15 protein-coding genes are annotated in these 24,097 nt (G+C 52.9%); 6 read left to right on the top strand and 9 right to left on the bottom strand.

What is annotated here, in order from left to right:
* Positions 1 to 46: 46 nt before the first annotated feature.
* Entirely contained in the window at positions 47 to 364 is a 318-nt protein-coding gene (locus NST04_RS10850; RefSeq protein ID WP_076079414.1) for a hypothetical protein, read from the bottom strand.
* 860 nt (positions 365 to 1,224) lie between these two features.
* Complete coding sequence (locus NST04_RS10845; RefSeq protein ID WP_341184255.1) at positions 1,225 to 2,415, bottom strand: hypothetical protein; 1,191 nt, start codon at positions 2,413 to 2,415, stop codon at positions 1,225 to 1,227.
* 204 nt (positions 2,416 to 2,619) lie between these two features.
* Between NST04_RS10845 and NST04_RS10840 the strand changes: the two genes are divergently transcribed.
* Complete coding sequence (locus tag NST04_RS10840; protein WP_341184254.1) at positions 2,620 to 2,799, top strand: hypothetical protein; 180 nt, start codon at positions 2,620 to 2,622, stop codon at positions 2,797 to 2,799.
* Positions 2,800 to 2,872: 73 nt separating this feature from the next.
* Here NST04_RS10840 and NST04_RS10835 read toward each other — a convergent pair whose 3' ends face one another.
* The 5 genes from NST04_RS10835 to NST04_RS10815 all read right to left on the bottom strand — a co-directional run bounded on the left by NST04_RS10835 (position 2,873) and on the right by NST04_RS10815 (position 8,405).
* Positions 2,873 to 3,763 carry a sugar phosphate isomerase/epimerase family protein gene (locus tag NST04_RS10835; protein WP_341184253.1) on the bottom strand — a complete coding sequence of 297 codons (891 nt, stop codon included), beginning with the start codon at positions 3,761 to 3,763 and terminating at the stop codon, positions 2,873 to 2,875.
* Positions 3,764 to 3,807: 44 nt separating this feature from the next.
* Entirely contained in the window at positions 3,808 to 4,830 is a 1,023-nt protein-coding gene (locus tag NST04_RS10830; protein ID WP_209876948.1) for a LacI family DNA-binding transcriptional regulator, read from the bottom strand.
* 65 nt (positions 4,831 to 4,895) lie between these two features.
* On the bottom strand, positions 4,896 to 6,467 hold the full coding sequence (locus NST04_RS10825) for a DUF3502 domain-containing protein (protein WP_341184252.1): 1,572 nt from the start codon (positions 6,465 to 6,467) through the stop codon (positions 4,896 to 4,898).
* A gap of 78 nt (positions 6,468 to 6,545) precedes the next feature.
* Positions 6,546 to 7,442, bottom strand: coding sequence for a carbohydrate ABC transporter permease (locus NST04_RS10820; protein ID WP_340938624.1), 897 nt, complete (start codon positions 7,440 to 7,442; stop codon positions 6,546 to 6,548).
* Positions 7,443 to 7,469: 27 nt separating this feature from the next.
* Complete coding sequence (locus NST04_RS10815) at positions 7,470 to 8,405, bottom strand: ABC transporter permease (RefSeq protein ID WP_036725975.1); 936 nt, start codon at positions 8,403 to 8,405, stop codon at positions 7,470 to 7,472.
* 409 nt (positions 8,406 to 8,814) lie between these two features.
* Between NST04_RS10815 and NST04_RS10810 the strand changes: the two genes are divergently transcribed.
* Together NST04_RS10810 and bglX are read left to right on the top strand one after the other, a co-directional pair.
* Positions 8,815 to 12,141 carry a GH36-type glycosyl hydrolase domain-containing protein gene (locus NST04_RS10810; RefSeq protein WP_341184251.1) on the top strand — a complete coding sequence of 1,109 codons (3,327 nt, stop codon included), beginning with the start codon at positions 8,815 to 8,817 and terminating at the stop codon, positions 12,139 to 12,141.
* A gap of 29 nt (positions 12,142 to 12,170) precedes the next feature.
* Complete coding sequence (bglX, locus tag NST04_RS10805; protein WP_341184250.1) at positions 12,171 to 14,336, top strand: beta-glucosidase BglX; 2,166 nt, start codon at positions 12,171 to 12,173, stop codon at positions 14,334 to 14,336.
* Positions 14,337 to 14,494: 158 nt separating this feature from the next.
* On the opposite strand, the gene NST04_RS10800 is transcribed toward bglX, so the two are convergent.
* The gene (locus tag NST04_RS10800) at positions 14,495 to 15,265 is read right to left on the bottom strand and encodes a DeoR/GlpR family DNA-binding transcription regulator (RefSeq protein WP_341184249.1); all 771 of its coding nucleotides are present in this window, start codon (positions 15,263 to 15,265) and stop codon (positions 14,495 to 14,497) included.
* A 1,306-nt stretch (positions 15,266 to 16,571) separates the two neighbouring features.
* Between NST04_RS10800 and NST04_RS10795 the strand changes: the two genes are divergently transcribed.
* The 3 genes from NST04_RS10795 (at position 16,572) to NST04_RS10785 (ending at position 21,665) form a co-directional block, all read left to right on the top strand.
* Positions 16,572 to 17,540, top strand: a complete 969-nt coding sequence (locus NST04_RS10795; protein ID WP_341184248.1) for a metallophosphoesterase family protein — start codon at positions 16,572 to 16,574, stop codon at positions 17,538 to 17,540.
* Between the two features lie 24 nt (positions 17,541 to 17,564).
* Positions 17,565 to 18,443 (top strand): DMT family transporter, encoded by an 879-nt coding sequence (locus NST04_RS10790; protein ID WP_341184247.1) that lies wholly within the window; start codon positions 17,565 to 17,567, stop codon positions 18,441 to 18,443.
* Between the two features lie 69 nt (positions 18,444 to 18,512).
* Positions 18,513 to 21,665 carry a hybrid sensor histidine kinase/response regulator gene (locus NST04_RS10785; RefSeq protein ID WP_341184246.1) on the top strand — a complete coding sequence of 1,051 codons (3,153 nt, stop codon included), beginning with the start codon at positions 18,513 to 18,515 and terminating at the stop codon, positions 21,663 to 21,665.
* 100 nt (positions 21,666 to 21,765) lie between these two features.
* Here the strand turns inward: NST04_RS10785 and NST04_RS10780 are convergent, their stop codons facing one another.
* The gene (locus tag NST04_RS10780) at positions 21,766 to 23,955 is read right to left on the bottom strand and encodes an S-layer homology domain-containing protein (RefSeq protein ID WP_341184245.1); all 2,190 of its coding nucleotides are present in this window, start codon (positions 23,953 to 23,955) and stop codon (positions 21,766 to 21,768) included.
* Positions 23,956 to 24,097: the final 142 nt, after the last annotated feature.

Below are 24,097 nucleotides of genomic sequence, written 5' to 3'. Positions count from 1 at the left end.
TACCAGCATTTTAGCATATTCGAGAACGATCAGTAAAGTATTATTTTTACCGGACGTTCTCAAATAGCATCAGCCTTGCAAAAAGCAGAAAATATCCCCCAATCCACAGCAGTGCCCCTATCATGATGAAGATTCCTATGTACCCCGCCCAGCCTGGCGGCTTCCTTGTGTACTTCAACAGAAGAAGCGACGCAACAACCAAAACCGCAGAGGGGATGCCTAATATCTGGAGCAGCATTATATTTACAACATCCAGGATAAACCCTTGGCTGAACCCCGGGCTCGTCTGTAACAGAAAGAGGGCCAATCCTACGATATTCACTACTACAGCGCTTATCCAGAGTATTCTAACGGGTCTAACCATACTTCACCCCCTATGCTATCCCATTACCCGCTACTCACAAGTATTACACCAAAGCTAACGTTATTCTCCACAATACCTCTTCTTCTGCTGCACCACAATAGAAACGATTTTCGCATACATTCAGGCCGGGTGCCTGCTTACGAGCACATCGTATGCTGTTTTTCGCATACATTCAGGCCGGGCCTGCTTGCGAGCACCGAATGTAATCGAAAAACCGATTACAACGGGACGGCGAGCGGCGCGTGGGCCGAATGTAATCGAAAAACCGATTACAATGGGACGGCGAGCGGCGCGTGGGCCGAATGTAATCGAAAAACCGATTACAATGGGACGGCGAGCGGCGCGTGGGCCGATTGTAATCGAAAAACCGATTACAATGGGACGGCGAGCGGCGCGTGGGCCGAATGTAATCGAAAAACCGATTACAACGGGACGGCGAGCGGCGCGTGGGCCGAATGTAATCGAAAAACCGATTACAATGGGACGGCGAGCGGCGCGTAGACCGAATGTAATCGAAAAACCGATTACAATGGGACGGCGAGCGGCGCGTGGGCCGAATGTAATCGAAAAACCGATTACAACGGGACGGCGAGCGGCGCGTGGGCCGAATGTAATCGAAAAACCGATTACAACGGGACGGCGAGCGGCGCGTGGGCCGAATGTAATCGAAAAACCGATTACAACGGGACGGCGAGCGGCGCGTGGGCCGATTGCTCCTATTACAACAATCAAGACGGGCCCGCCCCCATAGGGAGAAGACCCGTCTTTGTCTTTGCCTTTGACCTTCGTCATTTGTCATTTGTCATTCATCTTCGTCATTCATTCTTTCCTGCGCCATTCATCATTATCTTACGAACAATCTACCGCCCTGCCGTCTCAAAAGAAAACCGCGCTTTCCAGGTAGCACCTGCATCCTTCGTCACGTAGAGGGTGGAGCTATTCATATCCTTCACAGCCATCCAGCCCTGATTGGCATCGGTGAACGAGATTGTTCCTTCGAAGCCGGGAACGGTCTGCTGATTCTTCCAACTCTGTCCGTTGTTCTTGGTGAGCCCGATGCCCACTTGCTCCGCTGCCGGCTGGTACCCAGCCAGGAAGGCTGCCGATTTGCCGATCAGCACCATATTGCCGGGGGTGCCCGAAGCGGGGCCCTTCTTCGCTACAGCTACGCCGCTGCCGGGAGCCGGACCGCCGCCTGCGGTCTCCTGGGCAATCACCCGGGTCCAGCTGCCGCCGGAGTTAGAGCTGCCGTAGAGGGAATAAGAGGTCTGCGACATGCCGAAGCCGCCGTACAGCAGCGCATACACCTGACTGTCCTTGGCGTAGATCTGTCCGTAATTCGCCTCAGGGGAGGAGGCGCTTAGCACCTGCTTCCAGGCCGCACCGCCGTTAGTTGTCTTCATTACCCGATAGCTGCTCCCGGGAACAACTACCACAGCCCAGCCGTTATTCCTGCTGGTGAATTCTGCTCCGCGTGTGTTGGCAGGCGTCTTGATCAGACTCCAGCTCTCCCCGCCATCCTTCGTATAATATGTAGATGCGCGGTTGTAGCCAAAGCCCTGGTTGCTGTCCATGAACTCTATCCGTTCAAAGGTTACTGCCTGATTCGACAGCCTTGTCCAGGTAGAGCCGCCGTCTGCCGTTCTTAACAGATATTTAGCCTGTCCGTCCTTAACAGCGGCAAGCGCCCAGCCGTGAACATTATCCGGGAAATCAATCTGCTGGAAGCTCCACTGTCCTTCATAGATCTTTTGGAAATGGCAGCCGCCGTCCGAGGTTCCAATCAGGAACCCGTTCCCGGCTGCCCGCCCCGTATCTGAGCTTAGGAACTCTACATCCGAGAAGGTGAGCGGAACGCTGTCAGCTCCGCTATGTGCCTTTTGTAAATCCTGAAGCAGCCCATGGTCTCCGGTGCTGCATCCCTGCGGCGGAGTTGGGGCCGGTGCTGCTGCCTGAACCGGGGAAGCCGCCGCTCCCCAGCCTGACAGGGTAAGCAGACCTGTGGTAAGAAGAGTTACGGTTATCTGCTGTAATCTGGTCGTTCTATTCATCGGTAACACCTCCTAGAATATATATACCCTCTGAGCAGAGCATTACTCTGACAGTACATGAACATGTTACTCCATCTGAGGCCAACTATGTAGGTGTGAAATGGTACAAAACTGTAACCAATTTTGCTGTTAAAATGTCCTATCCATGTTTAATAATAAGTATAGAGATTTACAAGCAATGCATTCAAGGAGGAAGTGGACGGTATGATTAAACAGGATATTCAGCATGCACTTCTCTCCAATCTATGCCAGCGTGTGCACTTGATCAGCGGAGAAACGTATACCGGAAAATGCCAAATCGACCACTCCGCAGATAAACTGCATATTGAAACGAATAAAGGGACCTTCACCGTCCCCTATTGGACCATCAAGCGATTCATCTAATCACATCACTACAACCAAAAAGACCTCACGGCCACATCAGCAGATGTGAACCATGAGGTCTTTCTTTTTATACTCATACAACCGGATTTGGGATCATATTGCCGCCCCGGCAATGCTTCAAGTAATTCAACGCATGGACCTGACCAGTCATCTCCAGCTCCCCTTGATAGACCGGATCATGCCAGCCTTCAATATCAATCGTGCCCTGATAGCCGCCCTGCCGGAGAATGGTAATAATATCCGTCCAGTTCGAATCCCCGAAGCCCGGTGTCCGGTCCCATACATAAGACTTCGGTCCATGAATTCCGTACTCCTTGATGATATCCCAGGCGATAGTGACATCCTTGCCGTGCACATGGAAGATCTTATCCACCCATTTGCGCAGCTGCGGGATCGGATCGATCAGCGCAGTCAACTGGTGGGCAGGCTCCCATTCCAGCCCGAGATTGTCTGCCGTAACGGCGTTGAACATCTTTTCCCAAGCTGTAGGGTTATGCGCGATATTCCAGTCGCCCTTCTGCCAGCTCCCGCCCATCGCACAGTTCTCAAAAGCAATCCGCAGACCCTTGTCTGCCGCCCGCTTCGACAATTCGCCGAATACCTCAGCAAATCTCGGAAGCGACTCGTCAATCGACGAGCCGGGCAGCCGTCCGGTGAAGCCGCCGATAATGTCCGTCCCGAACAAGTGAGCGTGCTCAATCAGCTGCTCCCAGCCCGCAAGGGTATCCCCGCTCTCGGGGTTGCCGCCAAGCGGATTACCATAGATGCCGACAGCAGAAATGACGAAGTGATGCTCCGCCGCCAGCTCCCGAATCCGGGCCGCCGCCTCCACCAGATCGGTATCGCCAATCGTCTGCCAGAAATTCAGTTGAAAGGATTCGAAGCCATGCTCCACAATCTGCGGAATGACCTGGACGGCTTCGCCACCACGGACCAAAGTGCCTATTCTCAGAGATTCTTGCATCCTAAATATCAACTCCAGTTAGTTTTATAGTCAGCGCCCTGCTGTTACCGGCCCTTGATCATCTTGCAAGAACCCCGTTTGAGCAATACCGCATCATAGACAATATGCTGATGGGCTGAATGTTTGGTGATCAGGTCGAACAGAACCCCCACACTCGACAACGCCATTTCAGTGCCCGGCTGGCTGATCGTATCCAGCGCAGGATGATAGTACTCAGCCATCTCAATACCGTCGAAGCCAATGATGGAAATATCATCAGGGATAGATAAGCCTGCGGTAAGCACAGCTTTGGCCGCACCGATCGCAATCGTATCGGAGGCCGCAAAGATAGCGGTTACCGTTCTGTCACGGTTAAGCAGTCTGCGTGCAGCATTGAAGCCTGAGCTTGGACTGTATTCACAATCCTCTACAAATCCCGGATTATAAGGTATGTTATGTTCTTCCAGCGCCATTTTGTAGCCAAGAAGGCGGCGGCTGCCTGTGGTGTCTTCCAGTAAGGGGGATTTGGCGAGAAAGCCGATGTTCCGATGACCAAGTGAAAGTAAATAAGAGGTCGCCTTATAGGCTTCCTTGGATTCATCGATCGTTACGCTTGAGAAGATGGACGGGTCCACTTCCTGTGAGGTAGTGATGGTCGTAAGTACGAATGGAACCGTTAACTGCTTGAATTTCTCTTCGGAGTGATTATAGGTACCGCCCATGAAAATAATTCCGCTGAGATTCTTCTCCTTCACCAGCTGAATAGCCGCATTAATCTCATCGGTGCCGTCCTCAACCTGATGGATAAGAAACGGATAGCCGCGCAGATTGACCTGACGTTCAATCTCCTTAATCATAATGGAGAAGAACGGGTTAGTGATCCCTTTGACCATGAGTGCAATATTCTTGGATTGGGTTGTTTTCAGATTTCGGGCATTGGAATTGGGAATATAGTTATATTCCTTGACGACACTCAGTACCTTCTCCCGGGTGGCATCGCTCACCAGACCCTTGTTATTAATGACTCTGGACACTGTTGAGATGCCGACACCGGATATCCTCGCGATATCCTTAATGTTTACGTCCACTCTACTCCCCCATTTACAGGTAAGGGAGCTATAAGATATAGCTCCCCTGTAACCTATACATTCTTTTAGTTAACAGGTGTAAATTCTGCCAATTGTTTCTCTACTTCGGCAATGACCTTGTCAACTCCTGCTTTTTTCAGCTGATCGCGGTATTCAGCTACAGCCGTTTTTGGATCTTTGTTTGTTTTACCCAGCATGAGCTGGATACCAAGCTGTGCATTCACGTTAGAGATCGAAGCAATTTCAGTAGTTACATTAGCCGGGTCGAAGCTGAAGCCGTTGTACGGATCATCGATCGCTTCTTTATCCCATGCAGCGAACAGTTCTTTACGGACCGGGTTCTCAGTATCACTAGGGATCACGAACTTATCGTTTCTGAGCGACCAAGCCGAGAAGCCGCCGCCATCTGTTTTCTCATTGAAGCCTGGAGGCTGTTTCTTCACGCCGTCTTCAATGATATAGTGCTTGCCTTCAATACCGTACTGCATCAGATCGTAGTAGCTCTTATCTGTCATGAACTTCTCAATAACCATCAGAGAGCGCTCTGGATTATTGGAATTGGCGCTGATAACGGTTGAGTTGTCTACACCCATTTTACGTTTGATTTTCTTGTTGGCTTCAGCAAAAGTATAGAAAGCTGTAGGAGCATCAGGCAGCGCCTTGATATCTCCGCCATACTGGCCGATCCAGTCCTGGGCATGAGTCAGATAACCTGCAGAGTTCGCGGCTCTGAAGTTGTCTTTGCTGCCGAGGGAAGCAGACAGAACATCTTTACCCCAGTAGCCCTTGTCGCCCCACTCACGCATTTTCACAGCCCAATCCTCGAATTCCTGGGTGAAGGCCGGATGGAATACAGTCTTGTAATCCTCTGGGCTCTTAGTGACCAGGTTCAATTCATTGAGTGAGATACCAGGTGCGTTCAGCCACATGCCTGTAGTATCAACGAGCATTCTGTACATGTTCTGTGCATCCTCAGCCTTACCGTTAATTGGCGGGAAGGATTCATTGGCAACCACATTATCCATGTATTTAACCATATCATCAACAGACTTAATGTCAGTCATGCCGTATTTCTTCAGCAGATCGGTACGGTAGGCATAACCGGCAGGCGTATATTCACTGAAAAGACTCGGTACGCCGTAGATTTTGCCGTCCACCTTGGTGTTCTGCCAGGAGGATTCTGGAACCTCAGCCTTCAGCTTAGGCGCTACCTTATCCAGCATGTCGGTAATGTCAGTCAGCGCACCTTCAGTAGCCAGGGTGTAGTAAGACACAGGAGCACCCGGAGATGCATGCGACAGATCGAACGATTCGCCGGAAGCGAACAACAGCGGATACTTGGTTGCTACGTCTCCCCAGTCAATATATTTGATTTCAAGCGTAGTATTCAGATCAGCCTTAAGCTTCTTGTTAATCTCAGCCAGAATGTCTTTATTGGTAACTCCCTCACTGCCCCACAGGTAGTACGTCAGCTTCGCTTCCTTAGAAGTGTCTACGCCTCCGGAATTAGTGGAAGAGGATGGAGTATTCGACGAACCCGTATTTCCATTTGCATTATTGCTTGACGAACAAGCGGATAGCACTCCAGTAAGCATGAGGACAGCAGCTAGAGAAGAAGCAATCTTTTTACCTTTCATTCGGTAAGCCTCCCTTTTCTTTTCTATATTGGATCTTGCATCTATAACAAACACCCTTCAAATTGAAGCAGGCGTCCATTAACCCTTAACAGCACCGATGGTAAGACCGGTTACGAAGTAACGCTGAATGAATGGATACAGGAGAATGATCGGGCCTGTGGCCAGCACGGCTGTAGCCATTTTGATCGATTGGGTCGGCAGATCGGCTGTATTAATGACCGCCCCCGAGTTGATGAGACTGCCCATATTCGCCTGATTGATCATGCGCTGCAGGAAGTACTGGAGCGGGAATTTGCTCTGAGTGTCCATGTACAGCATCCCGTTGTACCACTCATTCCAGAAGCCCAGTGCCGAGAACAGACCAATCGTTGCCAGTGACGGAACCGCCAGCGGCATGAAGATCCGCCAGTAGATGCGGAAATCGCCTGCGCCGTCAATCGTCGCTGATTCATACAGGGAATCCGGGATTGCCTTCATGAAGTTACGCATCAGGAAGATCGACCACGCCCCTACCACCGCCGGCAGGATCATGGCGAACAGGTTGTCCTTGAGGTGCAGATGCTTAACCATCAGGATGTAAGTCGGAATCAATCCTCCGCTGAACAAGGTGGTGAAATAGATCAGGAAGGAGAAGAAGTTACGGTATTTGAAATCCTTGCGGTTCAGGACAAATCCGGCCATGGACATCATGAACAGCCCGAGCACCGTACCGACGACTGTGATAAAGATCGTTACCTGATAAGCATCCACCAGTTTGGAGGAGTTACTGAGCAACAATTCATAGGCCTTGAAAGAGACCTCATTCGGTATCAGCTTGTACCCCTCGCGGATAATCTCCTGCTCATTCATGAAGGAGGAAGAAATCATCAGCGCAAAAGGAAACACACAGAACAGGGCAAATACGGAGATGCAAATGTAGCTGATCACCTTAATGAAAATGCTGCCTGAATCCTGTTTAATAGTATTACTTGCCATATTAACACCCCTGTTTCTTATCTTGTCTTAGAACAACGCACTATCCGGCTCAACCTTGCGCACAATAAAGTTAACGACAAGCACCAGCACCAGACCGAATAAGGATTGGTAGAAGCCTACTGCAGCACCCATGGAGAAGTTAAATTGTCCCACGAGCGACCGGAAGACATACGTATCTATAATATCCGTCTGCGGATACAGCACGGAGTTTGTTCCAATCAAATTGTAGAAGAGGTCGAAGGAGCCTTTGAGAATTCCGCCCATACCGAACAGGAGGAGCAGAATGAAGGTTGGCTTCAGAATCGGCAGAGTCATATAACGGATACGCTGCCAGGTAGTGGCGCCATCCATATACGCTGCTTCGTAGAGATCATGGTTAATCCCCGTAATGGCTGCCAGATAGACAATCATACCGTAACCGGTACTTGCCCAGATCTTGAACGCTACAATGATGTATTTCCAGATTCCAGCGTCGGAGTAGAACTCAATCTTGTCTAAGCCCGTACTGGTAAGCATCGTATTGATAAACCCGGAGTTGAAATTGAACAGGTTATACGCGAACACGCCGACGATAACCATCGAGATGAAGTTCGGAAGCAGAATAACCGACTGGGAGATCTTCTTGAACCACTTGCCTGCAATCTCCGACAGCATGATGGCAAATACAATCTGGATGATGTTACCTAGTGCAAGGAACACCAGATTGTAGAGCAAAGTATTCTTGGTGATATTCCAGAGGTCTCCGTTCTGAATCAGGAACTCGAAATTCTTGAGTCCGATAAAGTCACTGCCGAAGATCCCTTTGTTGAGCTTGTAATCTACGAATGCAACGTAAGCGCCAGGCATTACCGCATAATGAAACACAGCAAAATACACAATGACAGGCAGCAGCATGAGATACAACACTTTGTTCTTCAATAATTCCCGGACAACATTTCCGCCCGATTGTACAAATCTTGCCAATGAACCCACCTCCAAATTAAACATTGCATTCCACTGCAACTAATTAACCCTTTTCGACCATATAGAAACGTTTCCATTATTTCTTTGTGTTTCCCCTTGCTCAGAGCATACTCCTTCCTTGTATACGCTGTCAAACATTTTTTATTTTTAAATAACAAGTAATAAAATTACATTTCGCTGTACATAATAGATGAAAAGGCGTTTTTTTTATAGATAATTGACTTTTTTCAGTCAAAAGTCTAAACTCGAAATGTATCGCCTATGGAAACGTTTCTATTTATTCTTTACATGGACATGTCAGCCCTTTTTGTGACATCTGATGATGAATTCCCCCGTTCTGATCGATTTCATGTCCTAACTTAAGCACTGGAAAGCGAGGCACGATATGATATTCAAACAACAAATGAACATGATTACCTTAACCCGGGATGACCTGTCGTATACATTCCTGCCTACAGGAGATATTTTTGAATTCACGCAGGGCTCCACTCTAATTAATCTGTTCCAGGGTAATCCGGCAGATGGCTCTTCCAATAATATCTATCTGCGCGTATATAAGGAGCAAGGAATCCAGAGCTATCCGCTGCTGGGTATTAAGGCGGGCTCCAAGCTGTCACGTACCGACGACAACCTGATTTTTGAAGGTTCTATAGAAGCAATCAGCTACCGCGTTACCTTCGCACCGGCCAAGGATGGCATCTGGTTCTGGCAGCTTCAGCTCTCCGGCAGCGGTGAGACTGTAGATGTAGTGTATGGCCAGGATGTCGGCATTGCAGACAAAGGCGGCATTCTCGCCAATGAGCTCTACATGAGCCAGTATCTGGATCACAGCATCTGGGAAGGCCCGCAGGGCTACGCCGTCTGCTCGCGCCAGAACCAGCCGCAGGGAACAGACTTCCCGTATCTCCAGCAAGGTGTAGTCGGCTCACGGGCTGTAGGCTATTCCACGGATGGTATGCAGTTCTTCGGCATTTCCTATAAAGGCAATTATGTGCCTGAAGCGCTTAACGGCAATCTGCAGAACCGTAATTATCAATACGAGCTGGCTTATACCGCTCTCCAGACCGAGACTATGGTCCTGTCGGCTCCGGTAGAATTCGCCTTCTACGGCCTATTCCGTCCGAATCATCCCGCTGCTGTAACTGAGCTTGAATTCCAGGCTGAGCTGCAGGCAGCTTACGCAGAGATCGACTGGAGCGGCAAGGAAGCCGTGCCAAACCGGGATGTCCCTGTACTGAGTGACGATATCGGCAAGCCTTATGTCTCCGCGCAGTGGTCACAGGCCGAGATCGATGCTGCCTTCCCTAACCGGAAGCTTGAGGAGATGGAGAACGGCCAGCTGCTCTCCTTCTTCACAGACGGGCATGTCCATGTGGTTCTGCAGCCTAAGGAGCTGCTGGTGGAACGTCCGCATGGCCATATCATCACCTCGCTGCTGGGCGACAAGCAGGTAGACAACAACCTGATCTCATCCACTAACTATATGTACGGTATTTTCAATGGGCAGACTGTGGTGGGGAATACCTCTTTCCATAAAGGGCTCTCCACGCCGCGCGGCCTGCTGAATATTCAGCGGAACAGCGGTCAGCGGATCTACGTCCGCATGGACGGGGTCTACCGGATTCTTACGCTGCCTGCGGCTTACGAGATGGGCGTGAATTTTGCGAAATGGCACTATCAGCTTGAGGATGATGTACTGACCGTTACCTCAATCGCCGCAGCGGGTCAGCCGGATGTTGCCCTTCAGGTTCAGTCGAAGCTGGGCAGATCCTATGATTATCTGATCACGAACCAGCTGGTCATGGGCGAGCATGAATTCCAGCATCCAGTACGGGTAGAAGAGAAGGACGGCATCCTGCAGTTGCTTCCTGATGAAGCATTACTTCAGAAGCTTCCTTATCCGGGCCTGCATTTCGATATCCAGCTGCCGGAAACTTCCTATACGTATAGTGACGACCGGATGTTCTATGCCGACAAACAGCCGCGCAACGGCACTCTGCTTACCTTGTCGGTAACGCAGTCCTCCGGCTTCCAGCTCGTGCTTCAGGGCAGACTTACAGCAGCAGAGGCTCTTCCGCTGACTGCCCCTTACACACTGGAGAAGGAGCAGGCACAGTATAACGAATTCTACGCTTCGTTCACTTCCGGCTTCCAGCTTGAACTGGATGGAGCCGAGCAGTCACGGATCGATATTCTGAATGAGACCGCATGGTGGTACACCCATAATGCGATGACCCACTTCATCATGCCGCATGGTCTTGAACAGCCGGGCGGAGCAGCCTGGGGTACACGCGATGTCTGCCAGGGCCCAATGGAATACTTCCTGATGACCCAGCATTATGAGCTGGCCCGCAATGTTCTGCTGAAGATCTATTCGCATCAGCTGTGGGAGAGCAAGGAATGGCCGCAATGGTTCATGTTCGACCAGCACCCGGTCCAGGCCCATGAATGGCATGGCGACGTAGTGCTCTGGCCGCTGAAATGCATCAGCGATTACATCATGGCTACCGGAGACTACGCGATTCTTAACGAAGAGATCGGCTATCACCATCTGGCTGACGCTCAGCCAAGCCAGCAGACTGAGACTGTCCTTGCCCACGTGAAGGCTGCCGTAGAGACCATCCGTGAACGCTTCATCCCGGGCACGGCCCTGATCAACTATGCCGGCGGCGACTGGGATGATACCCTGCAGCCTGCCAATGAGGCGCTTAAGACCAAGCTGGTCAGCGCCTGGACAGTAGCACTCGCCTTCCAGGTGATCCGCAATCTGTCCCAGGTGACTTCCGCCGATGCTGAATTCTCCTCCAGCCTGGCAACTATGGCCGAAGAGATGAAGGAATCATTCCGTACCCTCTTGATTAAAGACGGCGTGATCGCCGGCTTCGCTTACTTCCAGGAGGACGGCAGCATTGACTACATGCTTCATCCGCTGGATCAGCAGACCGGCATTCAATACCGGTTATTGCCGATGACCCGCAGCATCATTGCCGAGCTGGTTACACCGGAGCAGGCCGCAGCCAATCTGCGCCTGATCGATGAACACCTGAACTGCCCGGACGGCGTGCGCCTGATGGACCGTCCTGCCCGCTATGAAGGCGGCGTAAGCACCATCTTCCGCCGTGCGGAGCAAGCAGCCAGCGTCGGCCGTGAGATCAGCCTGCAATATGTACATGCCCATATCCGCTATATTGAAGCTTCAGCCAAGCTGGGCGAAGCGAAGCGGGCCTGGGACGGCCTGTTCCAGATCAACCCGATCAACATCCGGCAGAGCGTGCCTAATGCCCAGCTGCGCCAGAGTAACATGTACTTCAGCAGCTCGGACGGCGACTTCCCTGACCGTTACAGCTATCAGGAGAACTTCGACCAGCTGCGTGACGGCAGCGTTGAGGTGAAGGGCGGCTGGCGGCTGTATTCCAGCGGTCCGGGGATCTATCTCAATCAGCTGATCTCAGCCGTGCTGGGTATCCGCTTCAGTGAAGAAGAGCTGATTATCGATCCGGTCCTTCCGGCCAGCCTTGACGGTCTGCGCTTCACTTATGAGTGCTTCGGCAAGAAGATGACCTTCGTCTATCACATCAGCGCAGGTGAGGCCCGCACCCCGGAAGTGCAGGCAGCAGGCGTTGCTGTTACCGGCCAGGTTCTGCCGAATCCATACCGCCCGGGCGCGGTAAGCATTGCCAAGAATCACCTGCTGAGCCTGCCCGGCGATGAGCTGCATATCTATGTAACACAATAACTTTCAGTACGCTTACGAAGGAGTTAGCCATGACTAAACCGTTTATCCAGGATCTCGTGAACGATATGACACTAGACGAGAAGTTAGCCCAGCTTACCCAGCTTGGTCCGTACTATTGGGGTCTGGATGATACCGTGGATTTGACGGGTCCATTCAAAGAACTTAATATCGAGCCGCAGGTGATCAAAAGCATCGGAAGCGTTCTGAACGGCATCGGCGCACGGAACGTCATTGAGCTGCAGACCCGGCATCTGGAATCCAGCCGCCTGAAGATCCCGCTGATCTTCATGGCCGATGTCATTCACGGCTACCGGACCATTCTGCCGATTCCGCTCGCCATGGGCTGTTCCTTCGATCTCGATGCCTGCGAGCAGTTCGCTGAGGTAGCTGCGCGGGAGAGCGCTGCCGCCGGCATTCACCTCACCTTCTCTCCGATGACCGACCTCGTGCGCGATCCGCGCTGGGGCCGGGTCATGGAGACCTCTGGTGAGGACCCTTACCTGAACGCCCGGGTGACCGAGAGCATGGTCCGGGGCTACCAGGGCAAGGACCTGAAGGAGCCGGGGCGGATCGCTGCCTGCGTGAAGCATTTCGCCGGCTACGGCGCGCCGGAAGGCGGCCGTGAATATAACACGGTGGACATGTCCACCGGCGTACTCCGCGAGTTCTATCTGCCAGCCTATAAGGCGGCAGTAGATGCCGGTGTCGCTATGGTGATGGCTGCGTTCAATACCATTGACCGCATTCCCTCCAGCGGCAACAGCAAGCTCCTGCGCGGCATTCTCCGCGAAGAATGGGGCTTCGATGGCGTAACCATCGCCGACTTCAACTCCGTGAATGAGCTGGTGCCCCACGGCGCAGCGCAAGACGGACGTGAAGCAGCGCTGAAGAGTCTGGTAGCCGGACTCGATATCGAAATGATGTCCACCCACTATCTGAACCACGCTGCCTCGCTGGTTGAGGAAGGTCTTCTCGACCTCCGCCTCATCGACGAAGCGGTTACGCGGGTACTGGAGCTTAAGGATGCCCTCGGCCTGTTCGACAATCCGTTCAAGGATGCAGACCCTGTAGCTGATGAAGCCGATAAGCCAAGTCCCGAGCATCTTCAGGCAGCACGCGAGCTGGGCGCCCGCTCGATCGTTCTGCTGAAGAACGAAGGCGGAATCCTGCCGCTTACGCGCGGCATGAAAATCGGCCTCGCCGGTCCTTTCGCTACCTCAATTAATGTTCTTGGCGGCTGGGCCGGTACCGAGAAAGACCCGGCGGTCTCCCTCTACGAGGGCATCACCGGCAAAATCCCGGCAGCGGACCTGCTCACAGCAATGACCGGCGAGCTGGGAAGCATGCTGGAGGGTGTATTCGATGTGGAGGATGCTTGCGAAGCGGCTTACGAGCAGCTGAAGGACTGTGATGTGATTCTTGCTGCAGTCGGCGAGAATCAGCAGGATACCGGGGAAGGCGGCAGTAAAGCCAGCCTGCGGCTGTCCGCCAATCAGGAGAAGCTGATCCACCGTCTCAAGGCAACTGGCAAGCCGGTGGTCACCATTGTGTTCAGCGGCCGTCCGCTGGAGCTTGCGCCAGTGCTTGCGTCAAGTGACGCGCTGGTACAGGCCTGGTTCCTCGGCACCGAGTCAGGGAATTCCATTGCAGACGTGCTATTCGGCGACTATAACCCGTCCGGACGCCTCTCCATGAGCTTCCCTTACTCCGTGGGACAGATTCCGGTGTACTATAACGCTTATCAGACAGGACGCCCTTATGATCCCCAGTATCCGAATGTGCGTTATGTAACCCGCTATCTGGATATTCCGAATGATCCGCTGTTCTGCTTCGGCTACGGCCTGAGCTATTCTACCTTTGCTTACAGCGGCTTCACGGTAGAAGCTGCGGCAGACGGCAAGGTGCTCGCTTCCATCCAGGTGGAGAACACCTCAGAGGTTACTGGCAAGGAGACTGTTCAGCTCTATATCCGCGATGTTACCGCAAGTGTGGTCCGTCCCGGCAAGGAGCTGAAGGGCTTCAAGCAGATTACCCTTGCCCCGCATGAGCAGCAGACGGTATCCTTCGAGATCACCAGAGACATGCTCATGTTCTACGGCCAGGATGATCAGCTCGTGTTCGAGCCTGGAGACTTCGATATCATGCTCGGTGCAAGCTCCGGCGACCATAGCACGCAGCGGATCTGGATCGGCTGATCCTAGTTTTCGCTCCATGGGAAGCTACCCGATAGACATAAGTAGAAACGGCTTTGCCTTCCTTTTGAAGGGCGGCCACCCGTTTCAACAAGAAATAGCGCCAATCCTCCACTTCACAAGTGTAAGGATTGGCGCTATTTATAATGTGCAGCTCTGTGTTACGCCCCGGTCAGCAGCTCGATATCCAGCCGGGCAAAGGTATCTTTCCATTCCGCCGAGCAGCCGCTGTCGGTCAGCACCATGGAGATATGCTCGAGCGGAGCGATCTGGGCAAAGGTAGTCATGCCGAATTTAGAATGATCCGCGACCAGAATAGATTCCTCGGCCCGTTCCATCATTTTGCGGGAGATGAGGGCTTCTTCCAGGTGGTAGTCAGTAATGCCCTCCGAGAGCGAGATCCCTCCGGCAGAGATGAACGCCTTATTCACCTTGAACTGCCCCAGCAGATCATGCGCGGTGCCCCCTACTGCCGCCTGATACCCTGCATTCACCTCGCCCCCGGCAAAAATAACCTTCCCCGCAAACTGCTCCAGCGCACAATTCAGCACGGGAACAGAGTTCGTAATCACCGTCACCTGTGTACGGTCCTTCAGCGCGCGCATAATCTCAAGGGTCGTTGTCCCGTTGTCGAGGATGACCGTCTCGCCGTCTTGAATGAGTGAGGCGGCCAGCCCGCCGATAGCCTGCTTGTCTTGGAGATGTGTCTGGGCGCGCTTCATGAACGCAGGCTCATGGTTCTCCGAGCGGATTCGTACCGCTCCCCCGTACACCTTGCGCAGCCGCCCTTCCTTCTCCAGCCGGTCCAGATCGCGTCGGATCGTCTCCGTCGTCACCCCGAACCGCTCCGCGAGAAAATGCACCTGCACCTTCCCCGCAAGCTCCAGCTGGGCGAGAATCGTGTGCTTGCGTTCTTCATAGGTCAGCGACATCCATGCTTCCTCCAGTTCGTTGTGGATTTTATATAGATTGTACTTGAAATTTGTTCTGTATTGGGATGGCCGTGTCTCCAGAGAGCCGTGTCTCCAGAGAATAGTTGGCCCTCCAGCCACTTTTGTCCCAGATTCCCATGATTCAGCCACTTTTCGCGGGAGAAATCCGGTGACGTCTGCTGCACGAGGTAGCCAGGGCAAATGTATGCGAAAAACAGCATACAATCCGTCTACGCGAAGGTATCAGGCCCATTGTATGTTAAAAACAGCATACAACCTGCCTACGCGAAGGCAATCAGGCCCAATGTATGCGAAAAACAGCATACAATCCGTCTACGCGAAGGTATCAGGCCTAATGTATGTTAAAAACAGCATACGATCCGTCTACGCGAAGGTAAGCAGGCCCAATGTATGCGAAAAACAGCATGCAATCTGCTGCACGAACTAGTAGAGCATCCGATTAAAAAGGATGGATGAGCATGTTAAACCCTATCCACCCAAAATCTAACGGACCGGAGAGATCTTATCCCCGCGAAAACGCCACTTTTTGCAGCTTAACGGACTCAGGCGACCTTATAGTCTCTCTATAAGACGTTTCGGAGCTGACGTGCAAAGAATAAGGCCTGTGGAGTCCGTTACTCGCCCAATTGGCGACTTTCTTCCCAAATAAGAGTACCTCAGTCCGGTACGCTAAGCCAAACGCCCTTAAGAACAAGGCCCGCTCGGAAAAAAGATGTAATTTGAAGAGGAATTGCGTCTGCTCCACTATTTTCGGTACTATTAGTAAATTCATTTTTTGGTTGCGTCTTCCAAAATGTTGTTTCTAGTGTATTGATGTTGTTTTCACCAGTATATGAATCTGAATTCCACTTGTCAATGCGAGACCCCTGCTACAGAAACATCCTTGGTAGATATGTGAGTTGATATGTGAGTTGATACATGGGTATGGCACACATTGTATTTTATACAGCAGATTACTCCAAAATCGTCCGAAAGGTAGCGCCTGCTGCACTTTGTACACTAGAATTCTGCTAAGAAGAGGTTTTGAAGCTATATTAGTAAAAACTATTGTATGAACTACAGCAGAATGAGTTTTTGCCTAATCTCGCGCTAATTCTATTGCAGAGAATACAATCAGCCATAAAGGAAGCTTGACAGAATAACCAAACGAGCCTAAAATCAACATGAAACAACACAAAGAGACACGAATCAACAACACATCAAGTCGACAACTCTGCACTATTAGATCACCACACGTATTACTGCCATACCCATAATCGGATTGAAAAGAGAGGGGATTTCCCGCATGAACAGTAAATTATCATTTCGGCCAGACGGTACCTTCACCATCGTACAGTTCACCGACCTTCACTGGATGGATGGAAGAGCAGAGGATCAGCAGACCCGGGAGCTGATGGAGCTGGTGCTGAAGGCGGAGCAGCCGGATCTGGTTATTTTCACAGGGGATACGATCTATACGGGTCCGGTCCGTGAAGGCGAGCTGCCTTGCCAAGACCCCAAGCAGGCCTTCCGCGATGCTGTGGCTGCTGTTGTGAATTCCGGTGTGCCGTGGGCGTTCGTATTCGGCAACCACGACACGGAGAACGGAGTGACCTACAGCGAGCTGATGGAGATTGCGCAAGAGTCTCCCCAGTGTCTGGCAGAGGCTGGTCCGGCGGAACTTGCCGGTTCAAGCAATTACGTCCTGGAGATTGAGGGCGCGGGCAACCATGCGGGAGCCATCCTCTATATGCTCGATACGGGTGCCTACTCTCCGCTGGAGCAGATTCCCGGGTATAGCTGGGTCCGGCGCAACCAGATGGATTGGTTGGCAGAGCAGTCTGCGCGGCTGAATCCCGGAGAAGATCAACCGAAGCGGCCTGCACTGGCGTTCTTCCATATCCCGCTGCCCGAATATGACGAGATGTGGAACACGAAGGTTTGTTACGGACACAAGTATGAACGGGTCTGCGCTCCGGTTCTGAATTCAGGGTTATTCGCTGCGCTCGTAGAGATGGGCGATGTGGCAGGCACTTTTTGCGGACATGACCATATCAATGATTTCACCGGCACACTGCATGGCATCCGTCTCAGCTATGGCCGGGCAACGGGCTATAACACTTACGGGCACGACAACCTCAAGCGGGGCGCACGCGTCATCCGTCTAGAGCAGGACCATCCGTCCTTCGATACCTGGCTCCGGCTGGCAGACGGCTCCCGTTGCACAGAACAGCCTGCCCATACACCTGCCCCTGCTGCCGATTCACAACACTAACTACTCTTGAGGGGCTGACAATCCATGCTGCTGCCAATTCTTTTGGTGCTGGCTTCCGGAATGTGCCACGCGGTGTGGAGCATGTTCACCAAAAGAAGCCTGAATAAAAGCATCTTCCTGTGGTCGATCATGATGGTCTCCACGGTGCTGCTGCTGCCGGTGCTGCTTATCGAGCTGTGGACACAGCCGCTGGCCGCCGGCGCTTACGCTCTGCTGCTGCTGTCTGTAGCGCTGCAGGCCTTGTATTCCTGGCTTTTATCCATAACCTATGAGATGGGCGATCTGTCCCAGATCTACCCGGTGATGCGGGGGACAAGCACGCTGCTGATCCCGCTGATCGGGGTTATTTTCCTGAAGGAATCCTTGTCTGTCTATGGCTGGATCGGGATCTGCTGCATGCTCGGCGGCTTCGCTGTCCTCAGTGGAATAGGCGCAAGAAAAAGCCTCCCGGCTTCCTCTGGCTCCGGCCCCGGCACCGCCTTAGGCTACTACACACCGATACTCATGGCCCTCTGCGTGGGATTATGCACTACCTGCTACGTGTTCGTCGATAAGCTGAACCTTCAGCATATGTCGCCGCTGGCGCTGCTTGAGGTGACCAATATCGGCTTCGTTGCCGGACTGACCCCAGCGGTCCTGAGATCGCGGAAGCTGCTTGAAGAGTGGCGCCGGGGCACATTTACCATCCTGCTGGGCAGCGTGCTGAATCCAGGCTCCTATCTGCTGTTCCTGTTCGCGCTTCAGCAGGCACCGCTTGCCCACATCAGCCCGCTGCGGGAGATCGGAACCATATTCGCTACGCTCCTCGGTGTGCTGCTCTTGAAGGAGCGGCAGGGCCTGCGGCGGATGATATGCTCGGTTGTCATTTTTTGCGGAATTTTGCTAATTGGCATCTGGGGGTAAGCAGGATAAGGATCACAGATGTCGAATTGAAACCGTATGATGAAGATAACCTCGATGAGTACACACCTAATGAAGGCACGAGCCAGATTCAACCCCAAGCAGGCTCTATTGCTGCTTTTCTATCTAATGATTCTAATCAGTCTGCGCTATCTGTGGTTCAATGCCAATACCGCGTCTGAGCATCCCGAAGCACAGCAAGGTGTGCTGGATATGCGGGGCTGGGATTTCATGAATTCCCCGTCCATCCAGCTGGATGGAGAGTGGGAGTTCTATCCCGGCCAGCTCCTGGGCTATGAGGATTCCGCCCTACTTGCTGCGGGCACACCGCATGTGGTCCAGGTTCCCGGTGACTGGAGCAGCGGCTTCCCCGAAGGAGAGCAATCCTCTCTGGGCTATGGTACATACAAGCTGCGTATACTCGTAGACCCGTCACAGACCGAGTCTTACGGCTTCTGGATTCAGCGGATTCAGGCCGCCTCCAGCATTGATATTAACGAGCAGAGAGAGACCAGCTTCGGGAAGCTGGCGGTGAATAGCGGGGACTATATTCCTAAGGCGGTCTCTTACACCGCAGCCTACGAGAACCCGGGAAGGCAGGAGATTGTTCTCCTCGTCCGGGCAGCCAACTACGACCATCCGCTGGAGGGCGGGATTGTGAGGTCGATCCGCTTCGGCTCCCAGGCCGCGGTGGATAGCGAACGGATGTATTCACTCGGCTTCCAGCTGGTGGCGTTCATGATCATGCTGCTGCATGCGCTGTATGCTGGGATTTTATTCTTTTTTAACCGGAAGCAACGGGCGTTCCTGCTCTTCTTCCTTCTGCTGATGGCAGTAGCAACCACCATTGTAGCCGATAACGATACGATTCTGCTGATCTGGTTCCCCATTAACTATACCTGGGCACTGAAGCTCAAAATGCTGGCCTATCCTATGTTGTCTCTATTCATGCTGCTGCTGACGCGCAGCTTCTCTGCCTACGAGCGCCCGGGCCGATTGTTCAAAATCTATCTGCTGGGTCTCCTGCTCTATACCGCCTATGTCCTGATCTTACCGGCACATTACGTGGTCTATGCCAGACTGTTCTTTTCCGTCCTCTACCTGCTTCCGGTAGCCGGAGTCATCTTCTATATTGGCCGGATGATGATGCGGCAGGAACAGGATTCCTTCTTCCTGCTGTTTGCTGCCGCCGCTATCGGCTCCAGTGTTATTGGCGGGGCTATGGAATCCAATGCCAAGGGAAGTATCCTGTATTACCCTGTAGATGTCATTGCAGCCATCATTGGCTTCTCCTCCTACTGGTTCAAGCGGTACTTCCGCAATGCGGAGGAGAACCGGCTGCTCAACCTGCAGCTGAAGGAGAGCGACCGGAAGAAGGACGAATTCCTGGCGAATACCTCCCATGAGCTGCGGACACCGCTGCACGGCATCATCAGCATTGCCCAGACTGTAGCCTCCAAGGAACAGCAGACGCTGGACGAACAGAGCTCTAAAGATCTGGAGCTGCTCATTACGATCAGCCGCAGAATGTCCCTGATGCTTAACGATCTGCTCGATGTGACCCGTCTGCAGGAGAAGCGGATTGTGCTCCAGCGCGAGCCGCTGGCCATGGGTTCACTGGTCTCGGGTGTGCTGGGGATGTTCGAATTCATGATCGAGGGCAAACGGCTGCAGCTGCGTAATGAGCTTCCGGCTTCATTGCCGCCGGTCTGGGGGGATGAGAAGCGGATTGTGCAGATCCTCTATAACCTGCTGCACAATGCCATCAAGTACACGCAGGCCGGAACGGTCACCGTCTCCGCTGCAGCCGACGGCAAGCTTGCGTGGATCAGTGTAGCCGATACCGGAGCGGGGATCGACAAGGAGACGCAGGCGCGGATCTTCTCGCCGTATGAGCAAGGCAGCAAAGGCATCATTGACGGCGGCGGCATCGGTCTGGGCTTAAGCATCAGCAAGCAGCTGACCGAGCTGCACGGCGGTGACCTTACACTAGACTCTGAGCCGGGAAAAGGGTCGGTGTTCACCTTCACCCTTCCGCTGGCCTCGTCGGCCGGGGCCCGGGAAGAGACGAATCAGGATACAACCACCGCAGGGCAGCCGGACCAGGATCTGAAGGGGCTGCTGCTTGAGGAGAGCCGGCTGCTATTACAGCAGTCCGATATCCGCAATCTCACAGTCCCTGTGGAGTTAGCAACTCTGCCGCAGATGCAAGATGCCTCCCAGGCGGCCAAGTCTCTGATCCTAGCCGTCGATGATGATCCGGTCAATCTCAAGGTCCTCGCCAGCATGCTCTCGGCAGAGCATTATCAGCTGGTCACCGCGACCAGCGCCGAGGAAGCCTTGGAGCTGCTTGGCACCGAACCATGGGATCTGCTGATCGCCGATGTGATGATGCCGTACATGTCCGGCTATGAACTGACACGGATCGTCCGGCAGCGCTTCTCCATCTCGGAGCTGCCGATCCTGCTGCTCACGGCCCGCAACCAGCCGGCGGACATCTATACCGGCTTCATGGCCGGAGCCAACGACTACGTCGCCAAGCCGGTAGACGCGCTGGAGCTGAAATACCGGGTCCGCTCACTGACCGGACTGAAGCAGTCCGTTACCCAGAGCTTGCGGATGGAGGCAGCTTATCTCCAGGCCCAGATTCAGCCGCATTTCCTGTTCAACACGCTGAACGCGCTGCTGGCGCTTAGTGAATTCGACCTGCCGAAGATGCGTGATCTCGGGGAGGCCTTCTCTTCCTATCTGCGCATCAGCTTCGATTATATGAATTCGCAGCAGCTCGTTGGATTATCCCATGAGCTGGAGCTAATAGAATCCTATCTCTTCATTGAGAAAGCCCGCTTCGAGGAGCGCCTGCAGATCGAATGGGAGGTGGATCCCGGCATCGAGCTGCTGCTTCCTCCGCTCACCCTTCAGCCGCTTGTGGAGAACGCCGTCAGACACGGCCTGCTGAGCCGCAAAGCCGGAGGCAAGCTATCGATCCGCATTCACCGCCAGAAGGGCTACACCTCCTTCGAAGTGGAGGATAACGGCAAGGGCATGAGCGAGGAACAGGTGGCCCGTCTGCTCGACGACACCTTCCTGGCCCACCGCGGCATCGGCCTGCTGAACACCAACCGGCGCCTGACCCAGCTCTACGGCGAAGGCCTCGTCATCCGCAGCCAGCCCGGGGCTGGCACTACGGTATCCTTTGTGATTCCTGAGCGGAGGCAGGGCTGATCCGGCCATGCCTTCCATAACAGCAGCAACAGCAGCATAAATAACCCGCAGACCGGAAGTGATGACTCCGGCGCTGCGGGTTTTGTTATTTTCCCTCTACTTACTCTTTACTCTCCTCCGACGTATAAACCACCGTCTTCTCAACTGTAACCATCTTGCCGAAGCTGTTGGTCACCTTGAATACGAACGTATTACTGCCCTCTGTCAGCGTCACCGACTCATAGAAGCTGCCATAGCTGCTGATCAGTTTGTCATTCAGATAGACTTTGGGACTGCTGTCGTTTGCATCCGTGACACTCCCAGTCAAGGTAAGCTGTTTCGTCTTAGTTGTCTCAGGAATATAATCCAGCTTCAGCACCGGCTCACTCACGTTAAAAGTAATAGTCTTGGTCACTGGCTCCGAGCTTTTACCCAAGCTGTTTATTGCTTTGAAGGTGAAGGTATTCGCCCCCTCCTTGAGGGTTACCGACTCCCTGAAGGGCCCATAGCTGCTCACCAGTTCATCGTTCATGTAAATCTTAGGACTGCTGTCATTCTTGTCGGTGGCCTTTCCGCTCAGGGTAACCGTCTTGCTGCTGCTGGTCTCCGGGATCAGATCCAGCGTCAGCACAGGGCCGTCTACTTTAAAGGTAATCGTCTTGGTAATCGCCTCCGAGCTTTTGCCCAAGCTGTTCACAGCCTTGAAGGTGAAGGTATTCACTCCCTCTTTGAGGGTTACCGTCTCTCTAAAGGGTCCGTAGCTGCTTACCAGTTCATCATTCATGTAAATCTTCGGGCTGCTGTCGTTCGTATCGCTCGCCTTCCCGCTGAGGGTGATTGTCTGGCTGCTGCTAGTCTCCGGAATCAGGTCAAGCGTCAGCACAGGGCCGCCCACATTGAACACGATCGTCTTGGTGATGACGGAGCTTTTGCCCAGACTGTTAGTCGCCTTGAAGGTGAAGGTATTCACTCCCTCTTTGAGGATTACCGTCTCTCTAAAGGGTCCGTAGCTGCTTACCAGTTGATCATTCATATAGATCTTCGGATAGCTGTCATTCTTGTCGGTCGCCTTCCCGCTCAGGGTAACCGTCTTGCTGGTGCTGTTCTCCGGGATCAGATCCAGAGTCAGCACAGGCCCGCCCAAGGTCACGACAATCTGCTTCTCTACCACAGCTTTTTTATCAAATTTATTCGTTGCGGTCACCACGATCTTGTTAACGCCTTCCCTCAGCGTCACATCCGCACTGAATTCCCCGTTGTAAGCCACATAGGCGGTCTTATCATTAACCGTAACTTCCGGATTCATATCGCCGCTGTCCTTGACTTTACCGGTGATCTTGGCTGTAAGCTGATTGGACGTTTCGGGAACCTGCACGGTAAGCTGCGGCCCGGAGGTCTGATAGGTCACCTGCTTCGTCACTGTATTCGAGCGTCCGTTCGGCAGAACCGCCTTGAAGACAAATTCGTAGACCTTCTCTCCCCCATCCAGATCATACGCCTCAGCAAAAGTGCCCTCCACATTCTCTACTTCTTCATCGTTGATATACACCTTGGCGTCCGCATTCACTTTACCCGTAAGCTTGACCGTTCTGTCCGACACCTGTGCCGGAACCTGCACGTCCAGCTTCACATCCTGTGTTGCGGTAGTATAGGAGGACTTCAGTACGCGGTACAGCAAAGTAGCTACAGAAGCCCGGTTAATCGGACTAGTCGGCCCGAAGGTTCCGTCCGGGAAGCCCTGAATCAGCTTATGCTCCACAGCCACCGCTACTTCCTTCGCCAGTTGAGGGGTCACATCCTCATAGTCATCGAATCTGTACTGCAGAATGTTGTCCGCATCTACATTATCCGTCTCCAGCCCCATTGCACGTACCAAGGCAACAGCCACATCTTCACGTGTAGCGCTTGCCTGAGGATCGAAGAACGGCTTGCCTTTCACTGGAAAATACCCGGTCAGGTAATCCTTGGCTGTCTCCACGTATTTGTAGGCCCAGGAGGAGGGAGCCACATCCGAGAAGGTCTGCGTTCCATCCGAGACCAAATCAAGTCCAAAGGTCAATGTAATCAGCTTGGCTAGCTGCTCTCTGGTAATTGCCGCTTCAGGCTTAAAGGACCCGTCCGGGTTCCCCGTAATAATGCCTTGATTCGCCATACTTTGTATCGCTTCATTGGCCCAGTATGTGGTCTTCACATCCACGAATACATAAGATGACGTCTGTTGTACAACTGTTGCCGCACTAGCCACTCCCCCGAACAGCATACTCAGCAGCATCACCCATGCCGATACTACTCTCCATCTTCTCGCCTTCACACTCATCGCCCCCAACCATAGTAAGCAGCCCCGGCCGTCAACTCTTCTATTACTATACTAAGAGAACAGCCTGCTAGACTCGCAGAGACAATTATACATCAATTAGTTCCAAGGTAATAGTTCCCAAGATATAAAATATTCC

The organism is Paenibacillus sp. FSL H7-0756 (assembly GCF_038006765.1).
Taxonomy (GTDB): Bacteria; Bacillota; Bacilli; order Paenibacillales; family Paenibacillaceae; genus Paenibacillus_AQ.
Note: the sequence above shows the minus strand (reverse complement) of the source record. Positions and strands in the feature narration are given on the sequence as shown.